At 69.1% G+C, this 25,289-nt stretch carries 31 protein-coding genes and 1 tRNA gene; 16 read left to right on the top strand and 16 right to left on the bottom strand.

The window, feature by feature from the left end:
* Positions 1-21: 21 nt before the first annotated feature.
* Positions 22-1,686 (bottom strand): thiamine pyrophosphate-binding protein, encoded by a 1,665-nt coding sequence (locus H9656_RS09420; RefSeq protein ID WP_191744005.1) that lies wholly within the window; start codon positions 1,684-1,686, stop codon positions 22-24.
* Between the two features lie 96 nt (positions 1,687-1,782).
* Here H9656_RS09420 and H9656_RS09425 point away from each other — a divergent pair, with 96 nt between their 5' ends.
* Positions 1,783-1,920 (top strand): entericidin A/B family lipoprotein, encoded by a 138-nt coding sequence (locus tag H9656_RS09425; protein WP_191744006.1) that lies wholly within the window; start codon positions 1,783-1,785, stop codon positions 1,918-1,920.
* A gap of 94 nt (positions 1,921-2,014) precedes the next feature.
* The gene (locus H9656_RS09430) at positions 2,015-2,419 is read left to right on the top strand and encodes a YidB family protein (RefSeq protein WP_191744007.1); all 405 of its coding nucleotides are present in this window, start codon (positions 2,015-2,017) and stop codon (positions 2,417-2,419) included.
* A 9-nt stretch (positions 2,420-2,428) separates the two neighbouring features.
* Here the strand turns inward: H9656_RS09430 and truA are convergent, their stop codons facing one another.
* The 7 genes from truA to H9656_RS09465 form a co-directional block, all read right to left on the bottom strand.
* Entirely contained in the window at positions 2,429-3,178 is a 750-nt protein-coding gene (truA, locus tag H9656_RS09435) for a tRNA pseudouridine(38-40) synthase TruA (protein ID WP_191744008.1), read from the bottom strand.
* Positions 3,178-4,152: a methionyl-tRNA formyltransferase gene (gene fmt, locus H9656_RS09440; protein ID WP_191744009.1), complete on the bottom strand. Its 975-nt coding sequence runs from the start codon at positions 4,150-4,152 to the stop codon at positions 3,178-3,180. The genes truA and fmt overlap by 1 nt, the downstream gene beginning before the upstream one ends.
* Before the next feature lie 27 nt (positions 4,153-4,179).
* Positions 4,180-4,410, bottom strand: a complete 231-nt coding sequence (locus H9656_RS09445; RefSeq protein WP_191744010.1) for a hypothetical protein — start codon at positions 4,408-4,410, stop codon at positions 4,180-4,182.
* Positions 4,410-4,982 carry a peptide deformylase gene (gene def, locus H9656_RS09450; RefSeq protein ID WP_191744011.1) on the bottom strand — a complete coding sequence of 191 codons (573 nt, stop codon included), beginning with the start codon at positions 4,980-4,982 and terminating at the stop codon, positions 4,410-4,412. Before def ends, H9656_RS09445 begins: the two co-directional genes overlap by 1 nt.
* 61 nt (positions 4,983-5,043) lie before the next feature.
* Complete coding sequence (locus H9656_RS09455; RefSeq protein WP_191744012.1) at positions 5,044-5,316, bottom strand: hypothetical protein; 273 nt, start codon at positions 5,314-5,316, stop codon at positions 5,044-5,046.
* A gap of 39 nt (positions 5,317-5,355) precedes the next feature.
* On the bottom strand, positions 5,356-5,772 hold the full coding sequence (locus H9656_RS09460) for an acyl-CoA thioesterase (protein ID WP_191744013.1): 417 nt from the start codon (positions 5,770-5,772) through the stop codon (positions 5,356-5,358).
* Between the two features lie 75 nt (positions 5,773-5,847).
* Entirely contained in the window at positions 5,848-6,621 is a 774-nt protein-coding gene (locus H9656_RS09465) for an alpha/beta hydrolase (protein ID WP_191744014.1), read from the bottom strand.
* A 60-nt stretch (positions 6,622-6,681) separates the two neighbouring features.
* On the opposite strand from H9656_RS09465, the gene H9656_RS09470 reads away from it, so the two are divergent.
* Positions 6,682-7,758, top strand: coding sequence for a FecCD family ABC transporter permease (locus tag H9656_RS09470; protein WP_318240626.1), 1,077 nt, complete (start codon positions 6,682-6,684; stop codon positions 7,756-7,758).
* Positions 7,755-8,543 (top strand): ABC transporter ATP-binding protein, encoded by a 789-nt coding sequence (locus H9656_RS09475; RefSeq protein WP_191744016.1) that lies wholly within the window; start codon positions 7,755-7,757, stop codon positions 8,541-8,543. The genes H9656_RS09470 and H9656_RS09475 overlap by 4 nt, the downstream gene beginning before the upstream one ends.
* Before the next feature lie 82 nt (positions 8,544-8,625).
* Here H9656_RS09475 and H9656_RS09480 read toward each other — a convergent pair whose 3' ends face one another.
* From H9656_RS09480 to H9656_RS09495, 4 genes are all read right to left on the bottom strand, one after another.
* Positions 8,626-9,693, bottom strand: coding sequence for a YncE family protein (locus H9656_RS09480; RefSeq protein ID WP_191744017.1), 1,068 nt, complete (start codon positions 9,691-9,693; stop codon positions 8,626-8,628).
* Between the two features lie 37 nt (positions 9,694-9,730).
* The gene (locus H9656_RS09485; protein ID WP_225212424.1) at positions 9,731-10,870 is read right to left on the bottom strand and encodes an ABC transporter substrate-binding protein; all 1,140 of its coding nucleotides are present in this window, start codon (positions 10,868-10,870) and stop codon (positions 9,731-9,733) included.
* Between the two features lie 215 nt (positions 10,871-11,085).
* The gene (locus H9656_RS09490; protein WP_191744019.1) at positions 11,086-11,349 is read right to left on the bottom strand and encodes a hypothetical protein; all 264 of its coding nucleotides are present in this window, start codon (positions 11,347-11,349) and stop codon (positions 11,086-11,088) included.
* Between the two features lie 101 nt (positions 11,350-11,450).
* Entirely contained in the window at positions 11,451-11,987 is a 537-nt protein-coding gene (locus H9656_RS09495) for a hypothetical protein (RefSeq protein WP_191744020.1), read from the bottom strand.
* A 151-nt stretch (positions 11,988-12,138) separates the two neighbouring features.
* Here H9656_RS09495 and H9656_RS09500 point away from each other — a divergent pair, with 151 nt between their 5' ends.
* Both H9656_RS09500 and H9656_RS09505 read left to right on the top strand, forming a co-directional pair.
* Positions 12,139-13,341 carry a threonine ammonia-lyase gene (locus tag H9656_RS09500; RefSeq protein WP_191744021.1) on the top strand — a complete coding sequence of 401 codons (1,203 nt, stop codon included), beginning with the start codon at positions 12,139-12,141 and terminating at the stop codon, positions 13,339-13,341.
* Positions 13,322-13,864 carry an FKBP-type peptidyl-prolyl cis-trans isomerase gene (locus H9656_RS09505; RefSeq protein WP_191744022.1) on the top strand — a complete coding sequence of 181 codons (543 nt, stop codon included), beginning with the start codon at positions 13,322-13,324 and terminating at the stop codon, positions 13,862-13,864. Before H9656_RS09500 ends, H9656_RS09505 begins: the two co-directional genes overlap by 20 nt.
* Before the next feature lie 33 nt (positions 13,865-13,897).
* On the opposite strand, the gene H9656_RS09510 is transcribed toward H9656_RS09505, so the two are convergent.
* The 3 genes from H9656_RS09510 to H9656_RS09520 are packed head-to-tail and all read right to left on the bottom strand — an operon-like array spanning position 13,898 to position 15,677.
* On the bottom strand, positions 13,898-14,488 hold the full coding sequence (locus tag H9656_RS09510) for a demethoxyubiquinone hydroxylase family protein (protein WP_191744023.1): 591 nt from the start codon (positions 14,486-14,488) through the stop codon (positions 13,898-13,900).
* A 12-nt stretch (positions 14,489-14,500) separates the two neighbouring features.
* Complete coding sequence (locus H9656_RS09515) at positions 14,501-15,040, bottom strand: disulfide bond formation protein B (RefSeq protein ID WP_191744024.1); 540 nt, start codon at positions 15,038-15,040, stop codon at positions 14,501-14,503.
* Between the two features lie 55 nt (positions 15,041-15,095).
* Positions 15,096-15,677, bottom strand: coding sequence for a YqaA family protein (locus tag H9656_RS09520; protein ID WP_191744025.1), 582 nt, complete (start codon positions 15,675-15,677; stop codon positions 15,096-15,098).
* Between the two features lie 222 nt (positions 15,678-15,899).
* Here H9656_RS09520 and hppD point away from each other — a divergent pair, with 222 nt between their 5' ends.
* From hppD to H9656_RS09570, 10 genes are all read left to right on the top strand, one after another.
* On the top strand, positions 15,900-16,985 hold the full coding sequence (hppD, locus tag H9656_RS09525) for a 4-hydroxyphenylpyruvate dioxygenase (RefSeq protein ID WP_191744026.1): 1,086 nt from the start codon (positions 15,900-15,902) through the stop codon (positions 16,983-16,985).
* Positions 16,986-17,171, top strand: a complete 186-nt coding sequence (locus H9656_RS09530) for a hypothetical protein (protein ID WP_003166876.1) — start codon at positions 16,986-16,988, stop codon at positions 17,169-17,171. It abuts the gene before it with no gap.
* Positions 17,172-17,333: 162 nt separating this feature from the next.
* Positions 17,334-18,419 (top strand): isoaspartyl peptidase/L-asparaginase family protein, encoded by a 1,086-nt coding sequence (locus tag H9656_RS09535; protein ID WP_191744027.1) that lies wholly within the window; start codon positions 17,334-17,336, stop codon positions 18,417-18,419.
* A 5-nt stretch (positions 18,420-18,424) separates the two neighbouring features.
* On the top strand, positions 18,425-18,901 hold the full coding sequence (locus H9656_RS09540) for a methyltransferase family protein (protein ID WP_191744028.1): 477 nt from the start codon (positions 18,425-18,427) through the stop codon (positions 18,899-18,901).
* Positions 18,892-19,191: a hypothetical protein gene (locus tag H9656_RS09545; RefSeq protein WP_191744029.1), complete on the top strand. Its 300-nt coding sequence runs from the start codon at positions 18,892-18,894 to the stop codon at positions 19,189-19,191. Before H9656_RS09540 ends, H9656_RS09545 begins: the two co-directional genes overlap by 10 nt.
* Positions 19,192-19,251: 60 nt before the next feature.
* Positions 19,252-20,259 carry a fumarylacetoacetate hydrolase family protein gene (locus tag H9656_RS09550; RefSeq protein WP_191744030.1) on the top strand — a complete coding sequence of 336 codons (1,008 nt, stop codon included), beginning with the start codon at positions 19,252-19,254 and terminating at the stop codon, positions 20,257-20,259.
* Between the two features lie 76 nt (positions 20,260-20,335).
* The gene (locus H9656_RS09555) at positions 20,336-21,190 is read left to right on the top strand and encodes a hypothetical protein (RefSeq protein WP_191744031.1); all 855 of its coding nucleotides are present in this window, start codon (positions 20,336-20,338) and stop codon (positions 21,188-21,190) included.
* Positions 21,191-21,262: 72 nt separating this feature from the next.
* Positions 21,263-21,347: transfer RNA gene (locus H9656_RS09560), tRNA-Leu, on the top strand.
* 169 nt (positions 21,348-21,516) lie between these two features.
* Positions 21,517-22,806 (top strand): multidrug effflux MFS transporter, encoded by a 1,290-nt coding sequence (locus H9656_RS09565; RefSeq protein WP_225212425.1) that lies wholly within the window; start codon positions 21,517-21,519, stop codon positions 22,804-22,806.
* A gap of 51 nt (positions 22,807-22,857) precedes the next feature.
* Entirely contained in the window at positions 22,858-24,822 is a 1,965-nt protein-coding gene (locus H9656_RS09570) for a M1 family metallopeptidase (protein ID WP_191744032.1), read from the top strand.
* 1 nt (position 24,823) lies between these two features.
* Here H9656_RS09570 and H9656_RS09575 read toward each other — a convergent pair whose 3' ends face one another.
* Positions 24,824-25,255: a DUF488 domain-containing protein gene (locus tag H9656_RS09575; RefSeq protein WP_191744033.1), complete on the bottom strand. Its 432-nt coding sequence runs from the start codon at positions 25,253-25,255 to the stop codon at positions 24,824-24,826.
* Between the last annotated feature and the right edge of the window lie 34 nt (positions 25,256-25,289).

Consider the following 25,289-nt stretch of genomic DNA (forward strand, 5'->3'; position numbering starts at 1 on the left):
CCTCTCCCGCCGGGAGCGGGTTCAGGCGCCGCGAAGTTGCGTGATCGTCCGCCCCGGCGCGATCTGCTCGGCGTCGGTGATCAGATGGACCAGCGCCGGACGTCCGCCTGCCGCCGCCTCGCGCGCCGCCGCCAGGGCCGCCGGGAAGTCGCCGGTCGTCTCGCAGCGCACGGCGAAGGCGCCGAAGGCCTCGGCGAACTTCACGAAGTCGGGGTTCTTCAGTTCGGTGGCGATGACGCGGGCCGGGTATTCCCGCTCCTGGTGCATGCGGATGGTGCCGAAGGTTCCGTTGTCCACGACCACCACGACGACGCCGAGGCCGTACTGGGCGGCGGTGGCCATCTCATTGGCGCTCATCATGAAGTCGCCGTCGCCGGCGATGCAGACGACCTCGCGCTCCGGCTGGGTCGCCTTGGCCCCCAGCGCCGCCGGATAGCCATAGCCCATGGCGCCTGAAGTCGGGGCCAACTGGGTGCGGCGGGCCTGATGGCGGTGGAAACGATGCAGCCAGGCGGCGAAATTGCCCGCCCCGTTGGTGACGATGGCGTCCTCGGGCAGGGCCTGCGCCAGATGGGCGATGACTTCGCTCATGTTGACTGCGCTGTTCACCTCGATGGGCGAGGAGAAGGTCAGGAAGTCGGCATGGGCCGCCGCGCCCTGTTCGGTCCAGGCGCGGCCCGGTTCGATGGCCGACAGGGCCAGCGCCGCCAGCGAGTTGTCCGCCGCCGCCGACAGGGCGGGCGCCCAGACGCGGCCCAGCTCCTCCGGCCCCGGATGGATGTGGATCAGGGTCTGCGCCGTCTGCGTCCGGTCCAGCAGGGTGTAGCCCTGCGTCGGATTCTCGCCCATGCGCGCGCCGATCACCAGCAGCAGGTCGGCGTCCTTGACCCGCGCCACCAGCTTGGGGTTCGGGCCAAGGCCCAGGTCGCCCGCATAGCCGGGATGGTCGTTGCGGATCAGATCCTTGCGGCGGAAGGACAGGGCGACCGGCAGGCCCAGGCGCTCGGCCCAGCCGGAAATCGCGTCGGTCGCTTCATCGCTCCAGCCCGAGCCGCCCAGAATCAGCATGGGACGTTCGGCCCTGCTTAGGCGTTCGCGCACCTGTTCGACGAAGGCCGGGTCCAGCGCGGCTTTTGCCGGGACGACGGGGCGGATCGGCGCCGGGCCGCCGTTCTCGTGCAGGATGTCCTCGGGCAGGGCGACGACGACCGGACCCATGCGGCCCTGCTGCGCCGTGGCGAAGGCGCGCTCGACCACCTCGACGGTGCGCTGCGGGCTCTCGATCTCGGTGGCCCATTTGGCCAGGCCGCCGAAGACCTCGCGGTAATCGATCTCCTGAAAGGCGCCGCGGCCTCGGTCGGTCAGGGCGATCTGGCCGACGAACAGGATCATCGGCGTCGAATCCTGATGCGCCGTATGCACGCCGATGCTGGCGTGGGTCGCGCCCGGCCCGCGCGTGACCATGCAGACGCCGGGCCGGCCCGTCAGCTTGCCATAGGCCTCGGCCATGTTGGCGGCGCCCGCCTCGTGGCGGCAGACGATGACCTCGATCTTGTCACGCACGTCGGCCAGGGCGTCGAGCACGGCCAGATAGCTCTCGCCCGGCACGCAGAAGACCTTGTCGACCCCGTTCATCACCAAGGTGTCGACCAGACGGCGGGCGGCGGTGTCAGGAGCTTGCGTCATGCTTTGGCCGTTAGCAGATCGGAGGATATGTTGGCCATGCAACCTTACGGCCAAGCTTCACGTTGAAGCGCTCTATCGATCTACGGGGATTTCATCATGCGCAAGCTCATCGTTCTGGGCGTCGTCGCCGCCGCCCTGGCCACCGCCGCCTGCAATACGGTGTCGGGCATCGGCCGCGACCTGTCCGCCGCCGGTCAGGCCGTGACCTCGGGCTCGGAGCGCGCCAAGAGCTGAGGCGCCCGCGGGCGCCCGGCGCCATGTTTTACCTTCCGGCGGCGAACGGGTCAGAAAAACCGACTAACGTGACGTCTCAATCGGAGGAATGAGCATGGGACTTCTGGACAATATTCTGGGCAGTCTGGGCGACGGCGCGGCCGGGGGCGTGGCCGATCTGCTGAAAAGCCAGGGCGGCGTGGCGGGCCTGACGGAAAAGTTCGGCCAGAACGGTCTGGGCGATGTCGCGGCCTCATGGGTCGGCAAGGGCGGCAACGCTGCGATCAGCGCCGAGCAGATCGCCGCCGTGCTCGGTTCCGGCCCTATCGCCGACTTCGCCAGAAAGCTGGGCGTGTCGCCGGAACAGGCCAGCGCGACGCTGGCGGCCCTGCTGCCGCAGGTCATCGACCGACTGACGCCGAACGGCACGGCCGCCGGCGCTGACGACATGCTGGGCGGCCTTCTGAACAACCTGCCGGGCGGCCTCGGCGGCGCCCTGGGCGGTCTGTTCAAGCGCTGAGGCGAGGCGTCAGGCTTCCGCCTCATAGGTGACGCCCGTCAGATACAGCCCATCTGACGGCGCCACCGGGCCGCATCGCGCGCGGTCTTTCGCCGCCAGCGCCTCAGCCAGATCGCTGGGGCTCCAGCGGCCCAGGCCCACTTCGGCGATGCTGCCCGCCATCGAGCGCACCTGGCGATGCAGGAAGCTGCGCGCCTCGAAGACCAGATGCACTTCCTCGCCAACGCGGGCGACGCGGGCCACGTCCAGCGTCTTGACCGGGCTGGCCGCCTGACAGGCCGCGTCGCGGAAGGTGGTGAAATCGTGCTGGCCGATCAGGTGTTGGGCAGCCGCGTGCATGGCCTCGGCGTCCAGCGGCTTCCTGACGTGCCAGACCCGGCCCCGGTCCAGCGCCGGGCGACCGGGCCGGTTCAGAATGCGATACAGGTATTTGCGCCCGGTCGCGGTGAAGCGGGCGTGCCAGTCGTCGCTGACCGGCGTGCAGTCCAGCACCGCGACCGCCTCCTTCACCAGATGGGCGTTCAGGGCGTTCATCACCGTCTGCGCCGGCCACTCCTTGTCCAGATCGACATGGCAGGTCTGGCCCGTCGCGTGGACGCCCGTGTCGGTGCGCCCGGCGGCGGCGATGCGCACGCTCTGGCCGCTGAAGGCCGTGATCGCCGTCTCGATGGCGCCCTGCACCGTCGGCTGGTCGGTCTGGGCCTGAAAGCCGTTGTAAGCCGAGCCGTCGTATTCGACGGTAAAACGGTAGCGGGGCATTATCCTAGGGGGCCGCGATCAGAAGGCTCCGCCTTCTCGACCCGACGCGGCCCGGCCAGAACGGTTCCGGCGGGGATGGGGTAGCCGCGCAGCATCTCCTCGGCGGCCTGCGCCGCCTTGCCGGGGCGCTGCACGCGGGTCAGGCGTACGGCGCCGCTTCCGCAGGCGATGGTCAGGGCATCATCCAGCACCTGACCGGCCGGGCCTTCGCCTTCAGCCAGAACTGACATCAGCGCCTTGATGCGGACCGGCTCGCCGTCGGCCTGAACTTCGAACCAGGCGCCGGGGAAGGGCGACAGGCCGCGGATGTGGGCGTCCCCCTCGGCGGCGGGGCGGGTCCAGTCGATGCGGGCCTCGGCCGTGGTGATCTTGCGGGCATAGGTCGGCTCGCCCGTCTGCTGCGTCTCGGTAAAGCCGCCGCGCTCGATGGCGGCCAGGGCGCGGGGCCAAAGGGCGGCGCCGACATGGGCCATGCGGTCGCTGAGGCTGGCGGCCGTGTCGTCGGCGTGGATGTCCATCAGTTCCGACAGGATGATGGCGCCTTCGTCCAGTCCTTCGCTCATCCGCATGATCTGGGCGCCGGTCTGGCGGTCGCCGGCCATGATGGCGCGCTGGATTGGGGCGGCCCCGCGCCAGCGCGGCAGCAGCGACCCGTGCAGGTTGAAGCAGCCCAGACGCGGCGCCTCCAGCACCTCGGGCTTGAGGATCTGGCCGTAGGCGACGACGCAGGCGGCGTCGAGGTCCAGGCTCTTGAAGGTGTCGATGGCTTCGGCCGCCTTCATGCTCTCGGGCGTGAAGACCGGCAGGCCCATGGCCTCGGCGAAGGCGTGAACCGGCGACGGCGTCAGCTTCTGGCCCCGGCCCTTGGGGCGCGGCGGTTGCGAATAGACGGCGACGATCTCGTGCCCCGAGGCGATCAGCTCTGCCAGCGACGGCACGGCGAAGTCGGGGGTTCCCATGAAGGCTAGGCGCATGGGCAGGCCTTTAGACCGTGAGGCCGATTACATCCAGCGGGTATAGACGCCGCCGCCCTCGTCCCACTCGCCGCCCGCGTCCAGGGCGTCGTCGAAGTCGAGCAGGCGGTCGACGATCAGACCCGCCACCACGCCGACGGCGGCGACGGCCACCAGGGTCGCCAGGCTGGCGACGCCGACCTTCTCGTTGCGGGTCAGGCGGCGACGCCCCCCCCTATCGACGATTCTGGGATCCATGATGCGGGTCTTGCGGGACATCAGGCGGCCAACCTCGCTTGTTTCTTGACCTTGGCGACTGCGCGATCACGACGCAGACGCGACAGGTGGTCAATGAACAGCACGCCGTTCAAATGGTCCAGTTCGTGCTGGAAGCAGACGGCGTACAGGCCCTCGATCTCTTCCTCGATCGTCTCGCCCTGATAGTTCAGATAGCGGACGCGCACGCGGGCCGGGCGCTCGACGGCGTCGAAATAGGTCGGCACCGACAGGCAACCCTCTTCGTAGGAGAACATCTCCTCCGAGGACCACAGGATCTCGGGATTGACGAAGAAGCGCGGGTTGCGGCGCTCCAGCGCCTCTTCCTCGGTTTCGGGTTCGTCCGAGGCGCCCTCGACCGGCTTGTCGCCCAGGTCCATGACGACCACGCGGGTCAGCTCGCCGATCTGCGGCGCGGCCAGGCCGATGCCCGGCGCGTCGTACATCGTCTCCAGCATGTCATCCATCAGGGCGCGCACGGCGTCGGTGACGCCGCCCTCGACGGGCGCGGCGACGGTCTTCAGGATCGCCAGATCGGCGGAGTTATCGATAGTCAGGATACGACGAATGGCCATGCGGGGGAGGTAGGGGCGCCGCCCCCGAACGTCAAGAATTTCCGACTCCCGGACTCGGGTTTCATCCGGCCTGGTTCAGGGCGATCCCCACGATCTGCAGGATGGTCCAGAGCATGCCAGCCGCGGCGAGGCCGATACCGAACCGCGCGGCTCGGAAACGGCTGCGCCGCATCGCTTCAAAACGCTCCGGTTCGGCGACGCGATCAATGCGGGTTGCCGCGGCGCCTTTGCTGCGGATGACGCCAGAACGCCCAGCCTCGAAGGCAGGCAACAGTTCACGCAGCATGAGAAACAAGCCCGCCAGTACGGCTCCGATCCCGGCCAGAACCCACATCTTCGCGCCCTCCCTTGAGTGAAGGTCGGGAGACTGGCGTTATTTCTGGAGGGTGTCGAGCGGCACTTCGCGCGGCTTGCGGTCCTGGTCGATGGCCACATAGGTGAAGACGCCCTCGGTCACGCGGACCGACTGGGCCTCGGCCTGGCCGCGCGCCCGTTTCCAGGCCTCGACGTGCACGCGGATCGAGGTGCGTCCGACGCGGATGGTCTTGGCGTAGATGGACACCTCGTCGCCGACCGAAACCGGCTGGTGGAACACCATGCCGTCCAGCGCCACGGTGGCGCAGCGGCCGCCCGCACGCTCGAACGCCGGGGTCGCCCCGGCCAGGTCCATCTGCGCCAGCAGCCAGCCGCCGAAGATGTCGCCCTCGGGGTTGGTGTCGGCGGGCATGGCGATGACGCGGCCGACCGGCTGGCCTTCGGGCAGGGTGGCGATGGGCTTTTCGTCGGACACGGTGATTTCTCGATCAGGCCAGGGGGAGGGCGGATTTCATGCGCCCTTGGGCTTCGGGGCGCAAGTTCCGTGCGGCTAAGCTTGCGAACGCGCGACGAACCGCAGGATAGCGGGCAGGCTGGCGAACGGCGTCGAGCCGTGGTCCTCGTCGGTTAGGACGGACAGGGGCGCGCCGGTGGCCCCCGCCAGATCTCGCAGGTTGGAGACCATCCGCCGCGCCAGATGCGGGCCGGGCAGGCCGGGCGCTTCCTCCTCGGCGCCGACGGCCAGGAACAGTTCGCTGTGGGCCTGCGACGGCTGGGCCTCGATGACGGCGGGGTTCCACCAGATCGATGGGCTGACGGCGGCGAAGCGGGCGAAGGGCGCCGAGCGGGCGCGCGCCTCCAGCACGAACTGGCCGGACATCGAGTGTCCCATCAGGGCGACGCGCGCCGGGGCGGCGCCCTGCCGGACCGCCAGCGGCAGGACATCATCGACCAGTCGGCGCAGCAGGCCGGGGCCGCGCGGGGCCGGCGCGCCGTCGCCCGTGTCGGGGCCAGGCGTGAAGGCGAAGGCGCCCACACGCTCGGCGCTGGGCGCCAGGGCCACGCCCATCACCATCATCGGCCCCACGCGCGTCTTTTGCGGGCGGCGGGCCAGGCGGCGCGCGCACTCGGCGGCGGCGGTGAAATAGGCCTCGCCCTCCAGCACGATCAGCAGGGGCCAGCCCTCAGCGGGCGGCTCGCCCTCGGGCGCGCTCAGCCACAGGGTCAGGCCCGGGGCGTCGCCATCGGCGGCCAGGCTCAAGACGCGGCACCCGCCGGACAGAGGCGGGGCGGAGGGCGAAAAGACGCAAGGGGCGGAATCCATGGCTTCACCCTAGCCCATCTCGGCCCCGAGATGTATTGCGACGCAGTCGCTGAATGGAGTGTGCTGTTGGCGAGTCTAGAACCTACCGCGTCCAGCGCGACGCCCGATGCGATCGCGGCCTACGGGCGCGACGTGCGGCTGCGGTTCCTCGCCATCGGCGGGCTGGCGGTTCTGGCCCTGTGCAGCCTGCTGCTGGACGTGGTGACGGGCCCCTCCTCGATGTCTCCCATGACGGTGCTTCAGGGGGTGTTCGACCCATCCAGCCTTTCGACGGCGCAGCGGGCCATCGTCTGGCAGGTGCGCCTGCCCTACGCCCTGATGGCGATGATGGTCGGCGCCGCCCTGGCCCTGGCCGGGGCCGAGATGCAGACCGTGCTGAACAATCCGCTGGCCAGCCCCTTTACGCTGGGCGTGTCCTCGGCCGCCTCGTTCGGCGCCTCCCTGGCCATCGTGCTGGGCGTAGGCGCCAGCTTCATAGGCGCCGACTGGCTGGTGCCGCTGAACGCCTTCGTCTTCGCCTTCGGTTCGGTGCTGGCCCTTCAGGCTCTGGCGCGGATGAAGGGGTCGGGGATCGAGAACATCGTCCTGTTCGGCATCGCCCTGGTCTTCGCGTTCAACGCCCTGACGGCGCTGGTGCAGTTCCTGTCCTCGGCTGAGGCGCTGCAGCAACTGGTGTTCTGGACCATGGGTTCGCTGTCGCGCGCCACCTGGGCCAATGTCGGGGCGCTGGGCCTGGTGCTGGCGGTGGTCGCGCCCTTTTCCCTGCTGTCCTCGCGCGGCCTGACAGCGCTGCGCCTCGGCGAGGACCGGGCCATGAGCTTCGGCGTGGACGTAAAGCGCCTGCGCTTCCTGTCGCTGCTGCGCGTCAGCCTGTTGTCCGCGACCGCCGTGGCCTTTGTCGGCGCCATCGGCTTCATCGGCCTGGTCGGACCGCACATCGCCCGCCTGCTGGTGGGCGAGGATCACCGCTTCTTCCTGCCCGCCAGTCTGCTGTCGGGCGCCGCCATCATGTCGCTGGCCTCGGCGGCGTCCAAGATCATCGTGCCGGGGGTGCTGATGCCGGTCGGCATCGTCACCGCCGTGATCGGGGTGCCGGTGTTCCTGGTGCTGATCTTCCGCAATGGAGGACGCGCATGAGCGGGCTGGACATCCACAACCTCAGCGCCGGCTATGGCGGCCGCCCCATCGTCGAGGGTCTCAGCCTGCCGTCGCTCAGCCCCGGCGAAGTGGTGTCGGTCGTTGGCCCCAATGGCGCGGGCAAGAGCACCTTCCTGCGCGCGCTCGCCGGTCTGATCCCGGCCAAGGGCGTGATCCGGCTGGACGAGACGGAGCTGACCGGGCTGTCGCTGGCCGACCGGGCCAAGCGCGTCACCTACATGCCCCAGACTCTGCCGCAGGGCGTGGCCCTGACGGTGCTGGAGACGGTGGTCGCCTCGATCCGCGCCACGCCACTGGGCGGCGCCAGCTTCACCGACCAGCAGGCGGTCGAGCGCGCCTATGAGGTGCTGGAGCGCATCGGCGCCGAGGCCTTGGCAGGGCAGCGCCTGGACCGGCTGTCTGGCGGCCAGAAGCAACTGGCGGGCCTGGCCCAGGCCCTGGCGCGCGAGCCGCGCCTGCTGCTGCTGGACGAACCGACCAGCGCGCTGGACCTGCACTATCAGCTGCGCGTGCTGGACCTGGCGCGCGCGGCGGCGGCCGAGCGGGGCATGACGGTGATGATCGTTCTGCACGACCTGCAGGCGGCGGCGCGCGTGTCCGACCGGATCGCCGTCATGGCCAAGGGGCGGCTGGTCGCCTTCGGAACGCCGGACGAGGCCGTAACGCCGCAGATTTTGGCCGAGGTCTATCGCGTTTCCGCCCGCGTCCAGCGCTGCGATCGCGGGGTCCTGCAGGTCATGATCGACGACGTGCTGGCGGGCTGACCGCCAGCCCGCGCCATCCGCCCAAGAAAAAGGCCCGGCTGCATCTGCGGCCGGGCCTTTCCTTATGCGGTTCTGATCGGGATCAGGGACGGATCAGCGTCACCACGTCGCCGTTCGGGTCGACCGGGACCGGCGTGCCGGCCGGGGCGCCGCGCGGCAGGCCGCGCGCCTTGTTCGTGACGTAGACGGCGTTGGTGGCGCGATCGATGGCGATGGTCTGGGGGAAGGTGCCCGTCTCCAGGTTGGCCTTCACCGCATAGGTGTCGGAATCGATCACCGTCACCGTGCCCGCCTGGCGGTTGGCGACGTAGATCTGCTTGACCGCGCCGTTATAGGCGACGCTCAGGGCGCCGGCGCCGGTGGCGATCTTCTGGATCAGGGCGCCCGTGTCGGCGTTCAGCACCGTCAGCTCGCCCGACTTCTGGTGCGCCACGAACAGGCGGCGGCCCTCGGCATCCACGGCGATATTGATGGCGGCGTCGGCGCCCGACGGCCATTTGCCGACGGTCTCGCCGGTGGCCAGGTCGATGGCGGCGACCTCATTGCTGCCCATGCCGGTGACATAGAGGCGGTTCGTCGATGCATCGAGGGCGGCGCCCATCAGGGTGCTGACCTGCACCGGGATGGTGCGTTCCAGGGTGTTGGTCGCCCCGTCGATGACCCACACCAGGTTCGGCTTGGCCGGGTCGCCCGCCTCGCCGCCCACATCGGTGATGTAGACCTTGTTGTTCGCCTCATCGACGACCACCTGGCGGACGTGGCCGCCGTTCTCGCCGTTGCGGACCGAGCCGATCACCTCGCCGGTGCGGGCGTTGATGGCCGTGACCGCGCCCGCGCGGGTGTCGGTGCCGTACAGGACCTGGGTGCGCGTATTCAGGTTCAGGCCGTAAAGCGGGTTGGCCGAGACGTCGACCGAGGACTCCGGCTCCAGCGTCTGGCCTTGCAGGCGGATGATCTTCGCCTGGTTGGCGCCGCGCGGGCCGACGGCGGCGACATAGAGGTCGTTGTCGGCCGGGTTGAAGACGATCTCGTAGAGGCCGCCGTGCTCGACCTTGACGGTCTTCTCGATCGTCTGGGCGGAGGCGGTCGAAGCGATCGCCAGGGCGGCGAAGGCGGCGACGGTCATCAGGCCGTGGCGCAAGGGGGTCATGCAGCTTCTCCGTGGGTGAATTCGGGAGGTGAAATCATCAGGCGGCCGGGACCAGGTCGGTCCAGTAGTCCCCGCGATAGGGGACGGCCAGGAAGTCTTTGTTGATCGCGTCCAGCGTCGCGCGCGGGTCCAGATCGGCGAACAGTTCGGGCTGGATCCACTTGGCCAGCACCTCGGTGGCGACGATGTCGATGGGCGAGTTGATCAGCTGATGCGACAGGCCGTGCACCTTGCCCTCGCGCACCGCCTTCAGGGTCGACAGACCGCGCCGCCCGGCCACGCGGCGCAGCGAGGCGCGCGAGGTCTCGGCGTCGTATTTCGGGCCGACGACGAAGCCGCCGGTCTTCTCCAGGTGCGGCCCGCCGGTGGCGATGTAGATGTCGGGATCGCGTTCGACCACGAACTCCAGGTTCAGCTTGCCGGACGGCTGTTTCAGCACCTCGGCGCCGATGTTGCGGGCGCCGACGAAGGTCAGGTAGTCGCCGATGTTCCCGGCCCCGACCGAGTTGCAGCAGTCCGGCCCGTTGCCCGCGTGGGCCTCCAGGAAGACGGTCGGCTTCTGCGCGTCCGTAAGCCCGGCGACGCGCTCGGAAATGACTTTCAGCTTCGCCGCACGGAAGGCGTTGTAGGCTTCCGCCTGGTCCTCGCGGCCGATCATGGACCCCAGCAGGCTCAGGCTGCGCGGCTGGTTCTCGAACGGGTGCTGGAAGAAGTCGATATAGGCGACGCGCACGCCCGCCTGCTCCAGTTGGGCCGTCTGGGCGTCGGTCGGGCCGGAATCCAGCGACACCAGGGCGACCTGCGGCTGGGCGCCCAGCACCGCCTCGACGTTGAAGGCGGCGGCCGAACTGGGCGTCTTGGGCAGGCTGGCCAGCGCCGGAGACTTCTCCAGATAGGCGGCGTAGATTTCGGGGCTGAGGCGGTTCACGTCGCCGGCCCAGGCGGCCAGCAGGCTGACCGGATCGGGGTGGATCAGCGACAGGGCGATCAGGAAACGGCTGTCGTCGATCGACAGCTTGGTCACCGGCGGGGTGACCGCCACGGGTCGGTCGCGCAGGTCCGTCAGCAGCGACGACGGCGCGGCTTCTTCACGCCGCGCGCAAGCCCCGACGCCGGCGGCCATCAGGGCGGCCGCGCCCAGCAGAAGGGCGCGACGGCCCGGCTTGAAATCGCCCATCGGCCCCATTCTCAGAAGTCCCCGCCCAGGCCTGGGCCTGCGCCTTCGCGGCCGCTGAGGACAGTCAGCAGGGCCCATGATCTCGCGGCGCCGGTCGTCAAGCCTGTCATCCCATCCTCAATCAAGAGAAATGGGGGATAGTAATAATCACTCGCACTTGCAAGCGCATTGATCGGACATGCTGACGCACGGGGGCCGCCGCGCGAGGGCTCGGATCAGGGGGCGGGCGGCGTCGGCAGGCTGGGCGAAGGCGCGTCGGCCGTGGGCGTGGCCGACTCCGCCGGCGTCCCCACCAGGAAGGGGCCCAGGGCGAAAGCGGCCGCAGCGGCGCCCGCCGACAGGGCCAGGACCGCGACCACCACATAGGCGGTCATGGCGCGCGCGCGCCGGCGGCGCGAGCCGCTCGGCCTGACGTGCGTGATCAGCACATACTGCCGACTGCTGAAGGCTTCGGAGCCCACGATGTTATGCTGGGACAAGAATACGCTCCCGACTGTCCTATAGCGGACGAGTCAGAGAGCGGCCCGATAAGGCCAAAGGATGGCGAACGCCGATCGGATTTTGTAATTCGCCTGCGTTGTCAATGGCCAAGGTTGACGTTGATCGCGCGTCCGCCGCGGGTCTGAACCCGTCGCATCACCACCACGATCTCGTCTCCCGCCTTGACCGGCGAGATCAGGAACCAGCCGCCGTCGGGCAGGCCGGTGAAGCGGAAGCCGTTGTCGGTGCAGGCTTCGGCCCGCTCGAACGAGCGATAGTCGGCGCCCTGTTCACCGGCCGAGCGGGCGCGCACCACGGCGGCCGGCACGGCGGCGCGATCGGTCGATCCGTACAGGCGCTGCATTCGGGCGCGGGTGTAGGGGGTGTCGGGGATCAGGCCGACATTGCCGACGCACTGGAAGGCGCGGCCGTCCTGAGTGAATTCGACGCGGCCGTTGATCGAGCCTTGGCCGGCGCGGGCGGACCAGGCGAAGTCGTCGGCCGTGAACACGGCCGGGCCGCTGGTCCCGCCGCCCATCGGCGTGGTGGCGCAGGCGGCCAGCGTCAGGCCGGCGAGGGCGACGGCGGCGAGGGCGATGCGGCGCGAGCGGCGCGCGTTCGAGGGGCGGTCGGTCATCGTGTGTCGGCTCCGGCTTTGCTCGATCAGGCGTCTTCCGGCATGAGCCCCGTCGCAGGGGTGAGTCAAGGTTGCCCGCCGCCGCAGCCTGTTCCACAAGAGGCGCAGCAGACCGGACGACAGAGGCCGGCCACAGTGTTTTAGGGACTTCATGACCGTCACCATCGACGATATCCGGGCGGCGCAGCAGCGTATCTCCGGCCAGGTCGACCGCACACCCGTCCGCCATTCCCGTCGCCTGTCGCAACTGACCGGCGCCGAGATCTGGATCAAGTACGACAATCTGCATTTCACCGGCAGCTTCAAGGAGCGCGGGGCGCTGAACCGCCTCCTGCAACTGACCCCGGACGAGAAGAAGCGCGGCGTCGTCGCCGCCTCGGCCGGCAACCACGCCCAGGCGCTGGCCTATCACGGCGGCCGCCTCGGCGTGCCGGTGACCATCGTCATGCCCGAGGGCACCCCCTTCGTGAAGGTGGACGGCACCCGCGCCCACGGCGCCAATGTGGTCATCCACGGCCTGGACTTCTCGGCCTCGACCGAGGAGGCCAAGCGGCTCCAGGCGGAGCACGGCTACGTCTTTGTCTCGGCCTTCGACGATGAAGGCATTGTGGCGGGGCAGGGGGTCTGCGGGCTGGAGTTCGTCGAGGACGCGCCCGATCTGGACGCCCTGATCATCCCCATCGGCGGCGGCGGCCTGATCGCGGGCAGCGCCATCGCGGCCAAGGCGATCAAGCCGGACATCAAGATCTTCGGCGTCGAGGCGGCGCGCTATCCGTCCTTTACCGCGCGGCGTCGCGGCGAGCCCGCCAAATGCAGCGGCCAGACCATCGCCGAGGGCATCGCCATCAAGGCCGTGGGCGAGATCCCCTTCGCCCTGGCCGACAGCCTAATCGACGAGGTTTTCGTCTGCGAGGAGGCGGATTTCGAAAAGGGCGTGGCCCTGCTGGCGACGCTGGAGAAGACGGTGGCCGAGGGCGCCGGGGCCGGCGGCCTGGCCGCCATCCTGGCCAACCCGGAACGCTTCAAGGGCATGAAGATCGGCATCGAACTCACCGGCGGCAACATCGACGCGCGCATGCTGGCCGTGGTGCTGAACCGCGAAATGGTCCGCGAGAAGCGCCTGATCGTCTATCGCATCCTGGGCGACGATCGCCCGGGCATGCTGTCGGCCATGGCCGCCGTCATCGGCGGGCTGGGCGGCAACATCATCGACGTCGTGCACAACCGGCTGGCGCTGGACGTGCCCGCCAAGGGCGCCGAGTTCGACATCATGGTCGAGACCCGCGACGCCCGTCATGCCGAGGAAATCGGCGCCGCCTTGAAGGACCAGGGTTATGAACTTCGCATGGGCTAAACGCCCCGCCGCCGTCGCCGTCGCCGCAACCGCCCTGCTGGCCCTGGCCGCCTGCGGCCGCCCGGCCGCCGCGCCCGAGGATCTGGCGAAGAACGCCGCCGAATCCGCCGCCTTCATGAAGCAGAACGCCTCCGAAGAGGGCGTCCAGACCCTGCCGTCGGGCCTGCAGTACAAGGTCGTGGCCTCCGGTCCGGCCGGCGGCGTCAGCCCCGACCGCAACGACCTCGTCCGCGTCGACTACGAGGGCACGCTGACCGACGGCACGGTGTTCGACAGCTCGTTCAAGCGCGGCGCGCCGGCGGTGTTCTCGCCCGAGGGCGTGGTGCCCGGCTGGACCGAGGCCCTGCAGTTGATGAAGCCCGGCGACGAGTGGATTCTCTTCCTGCCGCCCGAGCTGGGCTACGGCGAGATGGGCGGCCCGCCGATGATCCCCGGCAACGCCGTGCTGGTGTTCCGTCTCAAGCTGCTGGACGTGGCCCCCGTGCCCGGCGGCGGTCGCGGCGTCGGCCAGGCGATGGGCTAGGCTTCTCCCTTCTCCCCTTGCGGGAGAAGGGCTCTAGATGCGTTCGCTGATCTTGATGGCGGCCTTGCAGCCGACCTTGATGACGCTGCTGAGCAGGCGATAGGCGGGCGCTTCGCGGCTGCCGTGCTCGATGGCGTGGTCGTGGTGGGCCAGTTCCTCTTCGCGGAACTTGGTCAGCTCGGCGGCCAGTTCAGGGTCGCGCTCACGGATCTCCTCGATCTGGTCGGCGTAGTGTTTCTCGATGACGCTCTCGACCGCCTCGGTGCAGGCGTGGGCAGCCTTCTCCGAAATCAGGGCGGTGCCGGCGCCCAGCGCCGTGGCCGCCAGCTTCCATAGCGGGATCATGGCCGTCGGGCGCACCCGGTTCTCGGTCAGCAGGGTCTCGAAGCGGGCCAGATGGACGGCCTCGTGCCCCTCCATCTCGGTCAGGTCGGCGGCGATGGCGTCCTTACCCTTGCGGCCCTCCAGCACGGCGCGCTGGGCGCGGTAGATGTGGACGGCGGCGAACTCGCCCGCATGATCGACGCGCAGGATCTCAGCCAGCCGCGCCCTGTCCTGCCCGACGCCGGGACGCGGCAACGGGATGCGGCGAGCGGCGGCGAGGTCTTCAGCGGATTGGGTCATGACGCCCCTTCTTTAGCTCTTGGGCGCGCGCGCGTCCTTGGGACGTTTCGCCGCCAGCAGGCTGATGATAGCCAGCGCCAGGGAGATGACAAAGTTCCAGCCCGCCATCGACAGGCCGGCGAAGCTCCACGGCACATCGCCGCAAGAGACGAAGGTCGTGCTGCCGCCCGTGCCGTCGATCAGCGCCGTCAGCGCCGACAGGTCGATGGAGGTCGAGGGCGCGGCCATGCAGGTGGCGGGCAGGCTCCACCATTTCAGCTCGCCCCCGGCGTGATAGCCCGCCGTGACCGCTCCCGTCAGGAAGACGACGGCCAGGAGGAAGGAGGCGATGCGCGGCGTGCCCCGGCTGGCCCGGCTGAACAGGGCCCAGAAGGTGGCGGCCCCGGCGATGGCGACGGCGGCCCAATAGACTTCGCGCTGTTTCAGGCACAGGCTGCACGGCGGCAGTCCGCCGAACCGCTCGAACGCATGGGCGGCTCCCAGCATGGCCAGGGCGGCGGCCAGGGCGAAGGCCGTCCACCAGCGGGTCAGCAATTTGTAGATCGCGCTCATGTGCGCCTCGCAGCAACCGGGCGCCTCTCATAAACCGAGCCGGGAGCGGCGTCGATCAGTGTCCGATAAGCTTGACCATAAAGAAGGCGCCGACCAGCAGCACCAGAAACAGGACGGTGAACAGGGCCAGCCGCTTTTCGACGATCGCCAGCATCGGCGGCCCCCAGCGCTTCAGCACGAAGGCGACCAGGAAGAAGCGGGCGCCGCGCGTCAGCACGCACAGGGCGATGAACAGCGCCAGATTGAACTGGAAAATGCCCGAGGCGATGGTGATCAGCTTGAAGGGGATGGGCGTCAGCCCCTTGATCAGGATGACCCAGGCGCCGTGCTGCTGGAACAGGGCCTTGGACGCCTCGAACGTGTCGGCCTTGCCCAGCCAGGCCAGCATCTGCAGGCCGACCGGCTCAAGGAAATAGCCGATGGCGTAACCCAGAATCCCGCCCAGCACCGAGGCGATGGTGCAGACCATTGCGTAGAAATAGGCGCGCTCGGGCTTGGCCAGCACCATCGGCGCCAGCATCACGTCCGGCGGAATCGGGAAGAAGGAGCTCTCGGCGAAGGAGACGACGGCCAGCGAGCGGGTGGCGTGACGATGGCGGGCCAGGGAGAAGACCCAGTCGTAGAGCTTGCGCAGCATTCAGGCGTCCTGATCGAGGCCCCCGCCTCTCGTCCCCGCCCGATAGCAGGCCGCGCCAGCGGGGGCGAGAGGCGAAGCACGGCTGCGACACCGCAACGTGTGCCGTTTCAACCCACAGCCGCCTTGCGCCCCATGCCGCCGCGCCAGTAGGTTCCGCCCCAATCAGCGGCCGCGCCATGACGGCGCCGGCCGCGCCAAACCATAAGAGAGAGGAGACGCGTCATGCAGGACGCCGCCAAACTCGACCAGGAAAACCCCCTCGGCGTCGACGGCTTCGAGTTCGTCGAATTCACCGGCCCCGAGCCCGAGGCGATGATTTCGCGTCTGGAACTGATGGGCTTCACCCCCACCCATGTGAACCCGGCCAATGACGTGGTGCGCCTGAAGCAGGGCGACATCACCATGCTGGTCCACCGCACCCCGGCCGGACAGGCGGCGGACTTCGCCAAGGACCACGGCCCGTCGGCCAACGGCATGGCCTTCCGCGTCGCCAACGCCAAGGCGGCCTATGAAGGCGCGCTGGCGCGCGGCGCCCGCGCCGCCGAGGGCGTGCACGGCGGGGCGCTGGCCAACGATTACCCCTATGTGCTGCAGGGCATCGGCGGCAGCCTGCTCTACGTCATCGACCAATATGGCGAGGCCGGCTCCCTCTATGACGCCTGGGACGAGATCGAGGGCTGGGAAGAGGCCGAGCGCAAGAACTCGGTGGGCCTGGAGATCCTGGACCACCTGACCCACAACGTGCGTCGCGGCGAGATGCGCACCTGGTCGGGCTTCTACAACTCGGTGTTCAACTTCGAGGAGCAGAAGTATTTCGACATCAAGGGCAAGGCGACCGGCCTGTTCTCCCAGGCCATGATCGCGCCCGACCGCGCCATCCGCATCCCGCTGAACGAGAGCCAGGACGAGAATTCCCAGATCGAGGAATTCATCCGTCGCTACAACGGCGAGGGCATCCAGCACATCGCCCTGACGACGGCGAACATCTTCGAGACGGTCGAGGCCATGCGCGCGCGCGGCGTCGATTTCCAGGACACCATCGAGACCTATTTCGAGCTGATCGACAAACGCCTGCCGGGTCACGGCGAGGACGTGGAGCGGATGCGCAAGAACCGCATCCTGATCGACGGTTCGGACGAGGAAGGCCTGCTGTTGCAGATCTTCACCCAGGACACCTTCGGGCCGATCTTCTTCGAGATCATCCAGCGCAAGGGCAATGAAGGCTTCGGCAACGGCAACTTCCAGGCCCTGTTCGATTCGATCGAGCTGGACCAGATCCGTCGCGGCGTCATCAAGGTCGACGCCTGAATGCGCTTCCGGCCGCCGCACTGGCTGCCCTGGCTCGGCCCGCTTCTGGCGGCCGGGGCCGGGGCGCTCGCGGGCGAATACTGGCTGGGGGGCGGGTTCTGGATGGTCCTGATCGCCGCCCTCGTCTGCGGCTTCGCCCCCATTCTGGCCCACCGCCTGTGGCGGCGCCTGCACCATAGACGCTGAAGCTGCTGGACTCCTTTTCCTCCCCATTCCATGGGGAGGGGGACCGCGCAGCGGTGGAGGGGCTCTGCGAGGGCAGCACCAAGCAGCCCCTCCGTCTCGTCCGCTACGCGTCCGATCCACCTCCTCATGCAACGGGGAGGAGAAATAAATGGGGAGCCTGAAATGAAGTCCATCGCCTTCGCCGCTGCTGCGGCCGCCGCCGTCCTGGCCGCGCCTGCCCTCGCTCAGGAGGCGCCGACCTGGTCGCTGGCCATCCACGGCGGCGCGGGCGTGATCGAGCGTGCGCAGCTGAGCCCCGAGCGCGACGCGGCCTATCGCGCCGGCCTGCAGGCGGCGCTGGACGCCGGCTCGGCCGTGCTGGCGCGCGGCGGCTCCTCGCTGGACGCGGTTCAGGCCGCCGTCGAGGTGATGGAGGACAATCCCCTGTTCAACGCCGGGCGCGGCGCCGTCTTCACCTCGGCGGGCAAGAACGAACTGGACGCCGCCGTCATGGACGGGACCGACCTGAACGCGGGCGCCGTCGCGGGCCTGACCCGCACCCGCCACCCCATCGCCGCCGCCCGCGCGGTGATGGAGAAGTCGCCCCACGTCATGCTGATCGGCGAAGGCGCCGAAACCTTCGCCCGCTCGGCCGGTCTGGAAGAGGTCGGGCCCGGCTTCTTCTTCACCGAAAGCCGCTGGCAGGCCCTGCTGAAGGCCCTGCGCGACGCGGGCCAGCCGCTGCCGCCCCGCCCGGAAGGCGCTCCGGCCGAACCGGCCCGCCTGGGTCCGGCCGCGCCCCTGGCTTTCAACCTGCATGAAGCCCCGCTGGATGAGCGCAAGTTCGGCACCGTCGGCGCCGTGGCGTTGGACAGCCAGGGCCGCCTGGCCGCCGCCACCTCCACCGGCGGCATGACGGCCAAGCGCTGGGGCCGGGTGGGCGACGTGCCGATCATCGGCGCGGGGACCTACGCCTCCAACGCCGACGGCTGCGCCGTTTCGGCGACGGGCTCGGGCGAATACTTCATCCGCGCCACCGTGGCCCGCGACATCTGCGCCCGCACCGCGACCGGCGCCGGCGTGCAACAGGCGGCCGACGCCGAGATCGCCGAGGTCGGCTCGATCGGCGGCGATGGCGGCGTCATCGTCATGGGCAAGGACGGCGTCCACGCCTTCTCGATGAACACCTCGGGCATGTATCGCGGCGCGGTGTCCTCGACCTCGCCCGCGCGCGTCGCCATCTACGGCGACGAAGAAGCCGCGCGTTGAAGGCCATGAAGCCGGGCAGGGGCGATCATTCGGGCGTCGTCGTGCCGCCGCCCGCGATCTATTTCGCCTTCCTGTTTGGCGGCTGGGGGCTGGGCCAGTGGCTGGGCGAGCCGTCGCTCGGCCTGGCGACCGAGCTCCGGCGCGGCCTCGCCCTGGTGCTGATCCTGGGCGGCCTGCTGCTGGACGGGGCGGCGGCGGGCTATTTCCGCCGCCTCGGCACCCCGCCCGAGCCGTGGAAGCCGACGACGGTTCTGGCCACCGGCGGCCTCTACCGCTTTAGCCGCAACCCCATCTATCTGGGGTTCGCCATCACCTATCTGGGGCTGGCGATCGCGATGGACAGCCCCATCGCCGTGGGTCTGCTGATCCCCTGCCTGATCGTGGTCGACCGCTTCGTCATCGCCCGCGAGGAGCGTTACCTGTCCGCCCGTTTCGGCCCCGAGTACGAGGCCTATCGTCAGAAGGTCCGTCGATGGCTGTAAGCCCTGAAACGCCAGAGCCCCACGCCGACGAACTGTCGGAAATGGCGCTCGAAGAACTGGACGCCGCCTGCGCCCTGCGCTGGGTCGAGATGAAGGCGATCACCCCCTGGGGCGACACCTATGAGGGCATGGCCCCGTCGGGCCGCGAGGTGGAGGTCGAGCGTCGCTATCTGTGGGCGCATGACCCCGTCGGCGCCATCATCATCGAGGTCGAGGTGCGTGACCCGGCCAAACGCACCGGGGCCGAGGCCCGCGCTGTCATCAGCCCGCCGGGCGTCGAGACCGCCTGAGGCGCCTGCGCCCCCTCGCGGATACTTCCCTCCGGCCCTGCTTCGGATTAGCTTCATCTCATGAAACTCGCCTCGCTCAAGCACGGCCGTGACGGCCGCCTCGTCGTCGTCTCCAACGACCTGAACTGGTTCACGGACGCCTTCCTGATCGCGCCGACGCTGCAGGCGGCGCTGGACGACTGGGAGCGGTGCGAGCCGCTGCTGCGCGCCCTGGCCGAAAGCCTGGAGCACGAAGGCGTGCCGCGCGGCCGCTTCCGCGAGCATGAGGCCGCCGCCCCCCTGCCGCGCGCCTATCAGTGGGCCGACGGCTCGGCCTATGTGAACCACGTCGAGCTGGTGCGCAAAGCGCGCGGCGCCGAGATGCCGCAGAGCTTCTGGACCGACCCGCTTATGTATCAGGGCGGCTCGGATGGCTTCCTGTCGCCGCGCGACGCCATCCCGCTGAAGGACGAGGCCTGGGGCTGCGACCTGGAGGCCGAGATCGTGGTCGTCACCGGCGACGTCGCCCTCGGCGCCAGCCGCGACGAGGCCCTGACCTCGATCCGCCTGGTCGGCCTGGTCAACGACGTCAGCTTGCGCAACCTGATCCCCGGCGAACTGGCCAAGGGCTTCGGCTTCGTCCAGTCCAAGCCGGCCAGCGCCCTGTCGCCGGTCTTCGTCACCCCGGACGCGCTGGGCGATCGCTGGAAGGACGGCAGGCTGTCGGGCGCTCTGCTGGTTCAGGTCAACGGCCAGGACTTCGGCCGCGCCGACGCCGGGGTCGACATGACCTTCGACTTCGGAACCCTGATCGCCCACCTGGCCAAGACCCGCGCTTTGGGCGCCGGAACGGTCATCGGCTCGGGCACGGTGTCGAACAAGGACGCCGACGGCGGCCCCGGCAAGCCGGTGTCCGAAGGCGGTCTGGGCTACAGCTGCATCGCGGAGATCCGCACCGTGGAGACGATCCAGACCGGCGCGGCCAAAACCCCCTTCCTCAAGCATGGCGACACCGTCCGCATCGAAATGCTGGACGACAAGCACCGCACCGTGTTCGGCGCCATCGAGCAGACGGTCGAAGCCGTCTGAGCGAACGCTGGTACAGTTGAGCTTGCGGTGAGCTGAGGACCGGCTACCCTCGTCGGCCATGGAGCGGAGAGGGACGATGCAGAAGGCGCTGGTTCGGGGCTTGACGGCTGCGGTCATGAGCATGGCCGCAGCAACGACGACGGCTGCTCAGGACGCCGAAGACTGGGACCTGCTGGTCCGCCCCGAAGAACAGCTGACAGTCGCCTACACGCAGTTCGACAACGGGCTGCTGCTGGCCGCGCGGTGCCAGCGCGGCGTCTATCAAGTCATGGTCGGGGGACTGCCGGCGGCGCCAGCGGCCAAGGATCTGCATAAATCCAACCGGGTTCTGATCATCGGCATCGGCGACAAGGATGCGGCTGAACAACGCTTCATGCTGGGCGCTGATCCCAGCGTCGCCTTCTCGGAACTGCCGGCGCCCTTGGCGCGTCAGATGCGCGAAGGCGGGACGATGACGATCACTGTGCCCGGCGGCGCGGAAGACGGACGTAACCTGCGCTATCTGGTGGAACTCCCTGCCTCCAACAGTGCGATTGATCAGTCTTTGGCAGGGTGCGACCGGCCTCTTGTCGATCCGCGCGATCAGCAGTTGGACGATCTGGAAGACGACGGCCTGCCCATTAACCTGGTCTGGAAGCAGGTTCCCCGGCCCGAGTATCCGCAGGGCCGGACCTATACGGCGGGTTTCGCGGTCGTCACCTGTCTCAGCCAGGCCGACGGCCGGCTCGAGGATTGCGTGGTCGAGACCGAATTTCCGGTCAACGGCGGTTTCGGCACGGCCGCCATGCGCGGCACCCGCAAGGGGCGGCTGGAAAATCGCGGAGGCGGCGACGGGCCCGTTCCGTCGCGCCTGATCGTCTATCGGGTCACTTACAGCATGACCGATCCTGAGTTCTCGACGGGCAGCCGCATTCGCCGCAACGACGAATGATGCAGCGCGGTGCGATCTTCGATTGACGGAGGCTTCGCCGTCGCTAGATTGCGCCGCCTTGAGCCAGGCCGTGCCGGTGTGGTGGAATTGGTAGACGCGCCGGACTCAAAATCCGGTTCCGCAAGGAGTGTCGGTTCGAGTCCGACCACCGGCACCACCTCGTCCTCTCGCCAGCGATGATCGGCGACGACGCGAGGCTTAAATCCTCATTTCTGAGCTAAACTCTGCGGTCCGACCCGCACCTGCCGCCTGACGAATTGTTGCAGCGCGGAAAACTTCGCCTGTGCGGGGTTGCGTCAGCCTGACGCAGGCCGCATCTGGACCCGATGAACAGAGCCTCGTCCCCGACCTCCCCGATCGAGGCCCCGCCGGTTCCCGCCGAGGGCCCGCGCCACAAGGGACCGGGCTTCGCCGAGTTCGTCTGCCTGATCGCGGTGATGATGGCGCTGAACGCCCTGGCGATCGACGCCATGCTGCCGGCCCTGCCGCACATCGGCGAGGATCTGGGCGTCGCCAATGAGAACACCCGGCAGTGGGTGATCACCGCCTATCTGCTCGGTTTCGGCGTGGCTCAGCTGTTCTATGGCCCGCTATCGGACCGCTTTGGACGCCGCCCGGCCCTGTTCGCGGGCATCGGCATCTACGTCGTATTCAGCGTCCTGGCGGCCTTCGCCCATACGTTCGACATGCTGATCCTGTCGCGAGTCGGCATGGGGATCGGCGCGGCGGCCACGCGGGTGCTGGCCGTCTCCATCGTGCGCGACCGCTATGTCGGACGGACGATGGCGCGCGTCATGTCGCTGAGCTTCCTGGTCTTTCTGGGCGTGCCGATCATCGCCCCTGCGGTGGGGCAACTGGTCATGCTGGTCGGGCCCTGGCCGTGGATCTTCGGGGTGTTCGCCCTGTCCGGGGGGGCCTTCCTGATCTGGGCGGTCCTGCGCCTGCCCGAAACCCTGCACCCCGAAGACCGGATGCCCATCGACATGGGGCGGATCGCCGGCGCCTTCCGCGCCGCCCTGACCAGCCGTCAAGGCATGGGCTACACCCTGGGCATGACCCTCATCAGCGGGGCGCTGTTCGGCTTCATCAACTCCTCGCAGCAGATCTTCTTCGACGTCTTCAAGGCGCCGAACCTGTTCCCGATTGTCTTCGCCCTGGTGGCGGCGGGCATCGCCGTGGCCTCCATCATCAACGCGCGCCTGGTCGAGAAGCTGGGATCGCGCCTGATCGCCCACGCCGCCCTGTTGGGCTTCATCGGCTTTAGCGTCCTGCACGCCGTGATCGCCTGGCTGGGCTATGAAAGCCTGTGGATGTTCGCCGCCATGCAGGCGTGCAAGATGTTCTGCTTCGGCTTCATCGCCGGCAACTTCGGCGCCATGGCCATGGAGCCGATGGGCCACATCGCCGGCACGGCGTCCTCGGCCCAGGGCTTTATCTCCTCGATCGGCGGGGCCCTGCTGGGCTTCGCCATCGGCCAGCAGTTCGACGGCACCACCGTGCCGATGACCATCGGCTTCGCCCTGCTGGGCGTGGCCGCGCTAGTTCTGGTTCTGGCGGCCGAGCAGGGGCGGCTGTTCAAGGCCCGCCATCTGCCGCCGGTTGCAGCCGAGACTTGATCTTTCGGGCGCAAGGGAGCCTCTTCGGGCGCATCTGATACGGAGCGTTCGATGACTTTGAAGCTGGCCGGGCGGGTTTCCGCCCTCGCTATCGCCGCCGCCCTCGCCACGTCCCTGGGCGCCTGCGCCACGACCGGAGAGGCCGTGCCGATGACGCCTCTGGCTCCCGCCGCCTCCGCCCCCGCGAGCGATTACGTCAACGACGCCCACTCCTACGCCCGGCCGGCCGAGGCGCGGGTGACGCACGTCGATCTGGACCTGACCGCCGACTTCGCAGCCAAGACGTTGGCGGGCAAGGCGACGCTGGACGTCACCGGCCGTGCCGGCGCGACCGAGGTGGTGCTGGACGCCAAGATGCTGGACATCAAGGGCGTGACTGACGCCGCCGGCCGCCCGCTGGACTGGAGCCTGGGCGCCGAAGATCCGATCAAGGGCCAGCCGCTCAGCGTGCGCATCCCGGCTTTCCACGGCGACGAGACGCAGAAGATCGTCGTCGCCTATTCCACCCGTCCGGACGCCTCGGCCCTGCAATGGCTCAGCCCGCAGCAGACGGCGGGCGGCCAGAAGCCCTACCTGTTCAGTCAGGGACAGGCGATCCTCACCCGCACCTGGATCCCGACCCAGGACAGTCCGGGGATCCGGCAGTCCTACAGCGCCCGGATCACCGCCCCGGCCGACCTGACCGTGGTCATGTCCGCCGAGCAACTGACGCCGAACGGCGAGGCGGCCGGCGCCGGGACCAAGGCCTGGCGCTTCAAGCTGGACAACCCCATCCCGCCTTATCTGATCGCCGTCGCGGTCGGCGACCTGGCCTTCGCCCCGTTCGACGCCCGCACCGGCGTCTGGGCCGAGCCCAGCCAGCTTCAGGCCTCGGCGCACGAGCTTCAGCCGACCGCCCAGATGGTCGACGCGGCCGAGGCGCTTTACGGCCCCTATCGTTGGGGCCGCTATGACCTGTTGGTCCTGCCGCCCAGCTTCCCCTTCGGCGGGATGGAGAACCCGCGCCTGACCTTCGCCACGCCGACCATCATCGCCGGCGACCGCTCGCTGGTGTCGTTGGTGGCGCACGAACTGGCCCACTCCTGGTCGGGCAATCTGGTGACCAACGCCACCTGGGACGACTTCTGGCTGAACGAGGGCTTCACCTCCTATTTCGAGAACCGGATCATGGAGGCCGTCTACGGTCGCGACGCCGCCGTGCAGGAACAGGTCCTGGCCTGGGACGGGCTGCAGGATGAGCTGAAGACGCTGGCCCCCGCCGACACCCGCCTCCATCTCGAACTGGCCGGCCGCGATCCCGACGAGGGCATGAACACCATCGCCTATGACAAGGGCGCCGCCTTCCTGCGCACGATCGAGCAGATCGCCGGGCGCGAGCGGTTCGACGCCTGGCTGCGCGGTTATTTCGAGCGCAACGCCTGGCGGCCGATGACGTCGGAGCGGTTCCTTGAGGACATCCGCACGCATCTGATGAAGGGCGACGCCGGCCTGGAACAAAGGCTGCAGCTGAACGCCTGGGTCTATGATCCCGGCCTGCCGTCCAACGTCCAGGCGCCGGTGTCGCAGGCCTTCGCGCCGGTCGATGCGGCGGCTGAGGCCTTCTACGTCGCCAAGGGCCCGGCCTCGGCCGTGCCGTGGAAAGACTGGAACACCCAGCAGCGCCTGCGCTTCCTGTCGTGGCGGCCCGACGGCCTGGCGGCGGGCGCCGACTGGCTGACGCCAGCGCAGCTGGCCGATCTGGAACGCACGCTGAAGCTGGACAGCGAAGGCAACGCCGAGCTGACCTTCGCCTGGCTGCAGGCGGCCTTGGCCAACCGTTACGAGCCGGCGGTAGCTGTGGCCGACCGCTTCCTGACCAGCCAGGGGCGGCGCAAATTCGTCCTGCCGCTGTTCCAGACCCTGTGGGCCGAAGGCGACTGGGGCCGCCCCATCGCCACCCGCATCTACGCCAAGGCCCGCCCGCTGTATCACCCCGTGACCAGCAACTCGGTCGATCAGGTGGTGGGCCGCCCGTAAGCTAAAGGTTCACCACCTCGACGCCGTCTTCGCGGGCCAGCCGGTCGGCGAGGACGGCGCGGTGGCAGCCGCAGGCGTCGGCCTCGAAGCACAGCAGGGCGACGCGCTTTTCGCCCGCCGCATGCCGCAGTTGCTGGAAGGCCGCCTCGGCCGCTGGCTCCTGCATATGGGCGTTGAAGACGGCGTGCATGGTCGCGACGTCGCCTTTGCGCGCCGCGTCGCGCCCGGCCTTGGGCGTGCCCAGCGCCCGCAGCTGAAGATAGTCGACGCCTTCCGCCTTCAGGCTCTCGCCCAGCACCGTCTTGGAGAAGCCGGCGATGCGGGACGAGGCGACGGCGCGCACGTCGGCGACCAGTTCGACGCCCGCCGCCTTCAGCCGGCCGATGACGTCGGCCTGCGTGGCGCCTTCATAGCCGATGGTGAACAGCTTCATGCGCCGATCATGCGCCGGCGGCGGCTTGACGCCA

It is taken from the genome of Brevundimonas guildfordensis (assembly GCF_014836405.1).
Lineage (GTDB): Bacteria > Pseudomonadota > Alphaproteobacteria > Caulobacterales > Caulobacteraceae > Brevundimonas > Brevundimonas guildfordensis.

Excerpts from the sequence above, each read along its gene's own strand:
- H9656_RS09420 (WP_191744005.1), bottom strand. The coding sequence starts at position 1,686 with ATGACGCAAGCTCCTGACACCGCCGCCCGCCGTCTGGTCGACACCTTG.
- H9656_RS09425 (WP_191744006.1), top strand. The coding sequence starts at position 1,783 with ATGCGCAAGCTCATCGTTCTGGGCGTCGTCGCCGCCGCCCTGGCCACC.
- H9656_RS09430 (WP_191744007.1), top strand. The coding sequence starts at position 2,015 with ATGGGACTTCTGGACAATATTCTGGGCAGTCTGGGCGACGGCGCGGCC.
- truA (WP_191744008.1), bottom strand. The coding sequence starts at position 3,178 with ATGCCCCGCTACCGTTTTACCGTCGAATACGACGGCTCGGCTTACAAC.
- fmt (WP_191744009.1), bottom strand. The coding sequence starts at position 4,152 with ATGCGCCTAGCCTTCATGGGAACCCCCGACTTCGCCGTGCCGTCGCTG.
- H9656_RS09445 (WP_191744010.1), bottom strand. The coding sequence starts at position 4,410 with ATGTCCCGCAAGACCCGCATCATGGATCCCAGAATCGTCGATAGGGGG.
- def (WP_191744011.1), bottom strand. The coding sequence starts at position 4,982 with ATGGCCATTCGTCGTATCCTGACTATCGATAACTCCGCCGATCTGGCG.
- H9656_RS09455 (WP_191744012.1), bottom strand. The coding sequence starts at position 5,316 with ATGTGGGTTCTGGCCGGGATCGGAGCCGTACTGGCGGGCTTGTTTCTC.
- H9656_RS09465 (WP_191744014.1), bottom strand. The coding sequence starts at position 6,621 with ATGGATTCCGCCCCTTGCGTCTTTTCGCCCTCCGCCCCGCCTCTGTCC.
- H9656_RS09475 (WP_191744016.1), top strand. The coding sequence starts at position 7,755 with ATGAGCGGGCTGGACATCCACAACCTCAGCGCCGGCTATGGCGGCCGC.
- H9656_RS09480 (WP_191744017.1), bottom strand. The coding sequence starts at position 9,693 with ATGACCCCCTTGCGCCACGGCCTGATGACCGTCGCCGCCTTCGCCGCC.
- H9656_RS09485 (WP_225212424.1), bottom strand. The coding sequence starts at position 10,870 with ATGGGCGATTTCAAGCCGGGCCGTCGCGCCCTTCTGCTGGGCGCGGCC.
- H9656_RS09495 (WP_191744020.1), bottom strand. The coding sequence starts at position 11,987 with ATGACCGACCGCCCCTCGAACGCGCGCCGCTCGCGCCGCATCGCCCTC.
- H9656_RS09500 (WP_191744021.1), top strand. The coding sequence starts at position 12,139 with ATGACCGTCACCATCGACGATATCCGGGCGGCGCAGCAGCGTATCTCC.
- H9656_RS09505 (WP_191744022.1), top strand. The coding sequence starts at position 13,322 with ATGAACTTCGCATGGGCTAAACGCCCCGCCGCCGTCGCCGTCGCCGCA.
- H9656_RS09510 (WP_191744023.1), bottom strand. The coding sequence starts at position 14,488 with ATGACCCAATCCGCTGAAGACCTCGCCGCCGCTCGCCGCATCCCGTTG.
- H9656_RS09515 (WP_191744024.1), bottom strand. The coding sequence starts at position 15,040 with ATGAGCGCGATCTACAAATTGCTGACCCGCTGGTGGACGGCCTTCGCC.
- H9656_RS09520 (WP_191744025.1), bottom strand. The coding sequence starts at position 15,677 with ATGCTGCGCAAGCTCTACGACTGGGTCTTCTCCCTGGCCCGCCATCGT.
- hppD (WP_191744026.1), top strand. The coding sequence starts at position 15,900 with ATGCAGGACGCCGCCAAACTCGACCAGGAAAACCCCCTCGGCGTCGAC.
- H9656_RS09530 (WP_003166876.1), top strand. The coding sequence starts at position 16,986 with ATGCGCTTCCGGCCGCCGCACTGGCTGCCCTGGCTCGGCCCGCTTCTG.
- H9656_RS09535 (WP_191744027.1), top strand. The coding sequence starts at position 17,334 with ATGAAGTCCATCGCCTTCGCCGCTGCTGCGGCCGCCGCCGTCCTGGCC.
- H9656_RS09540 (WP_191744028.1), top strand. The coding sequence starts at position 18,425 with ATGAAGCCGGGCAGGGGCGATCATTCGGGCGTCGTCGTGCCGCCGCCC.
- H9656_RS09545 (WP_191744029.1), top strand. The coding sequence starts at position 18,892 with ATGGCTGTAAGCCCTGAAACGCCAGAGCCCCACGCCGACGAACTGTCG.
- H9656_RS09550 (WP_191744030.1), top strand. The coding sequence starts at position 19,252 with ATGAAACTCGCCTCGCTCAAGCACGGCCGTGACGGCCGCCTCGTCGTC.
- H9656_RS09555 (WP_191744031.1), top strand. The coding sequence starts at position 20,336 with ATGCAGAAGGCGCTGGTTCGGGGCTTGACGGCTGCGGTCATGAGCATG.
- H9656_RS09565 (WP_225212425.1), top strand. The coding sequence starts at position 21,517 with ATGAACAGAGCCTCGTCCCCGACCTCCCCGATCGAGGCCCCGCCGGTT.
- H9656_RS09570 (WP_191744032.1), top strand. The coding sequence starts at position 22,858 with ATGACTTTGAAGCTGGCCGGGCGGGTTTCCGCCCTCGCTATCGCCGCC.
- H9656_RS09575 (WP_191744033.1), bottom strand. The coding sequence starts at position 25,255 with ATGAAGCTGTTCACCATCGGCTATGAAGGCGCCACGCAGGCCGACGTC.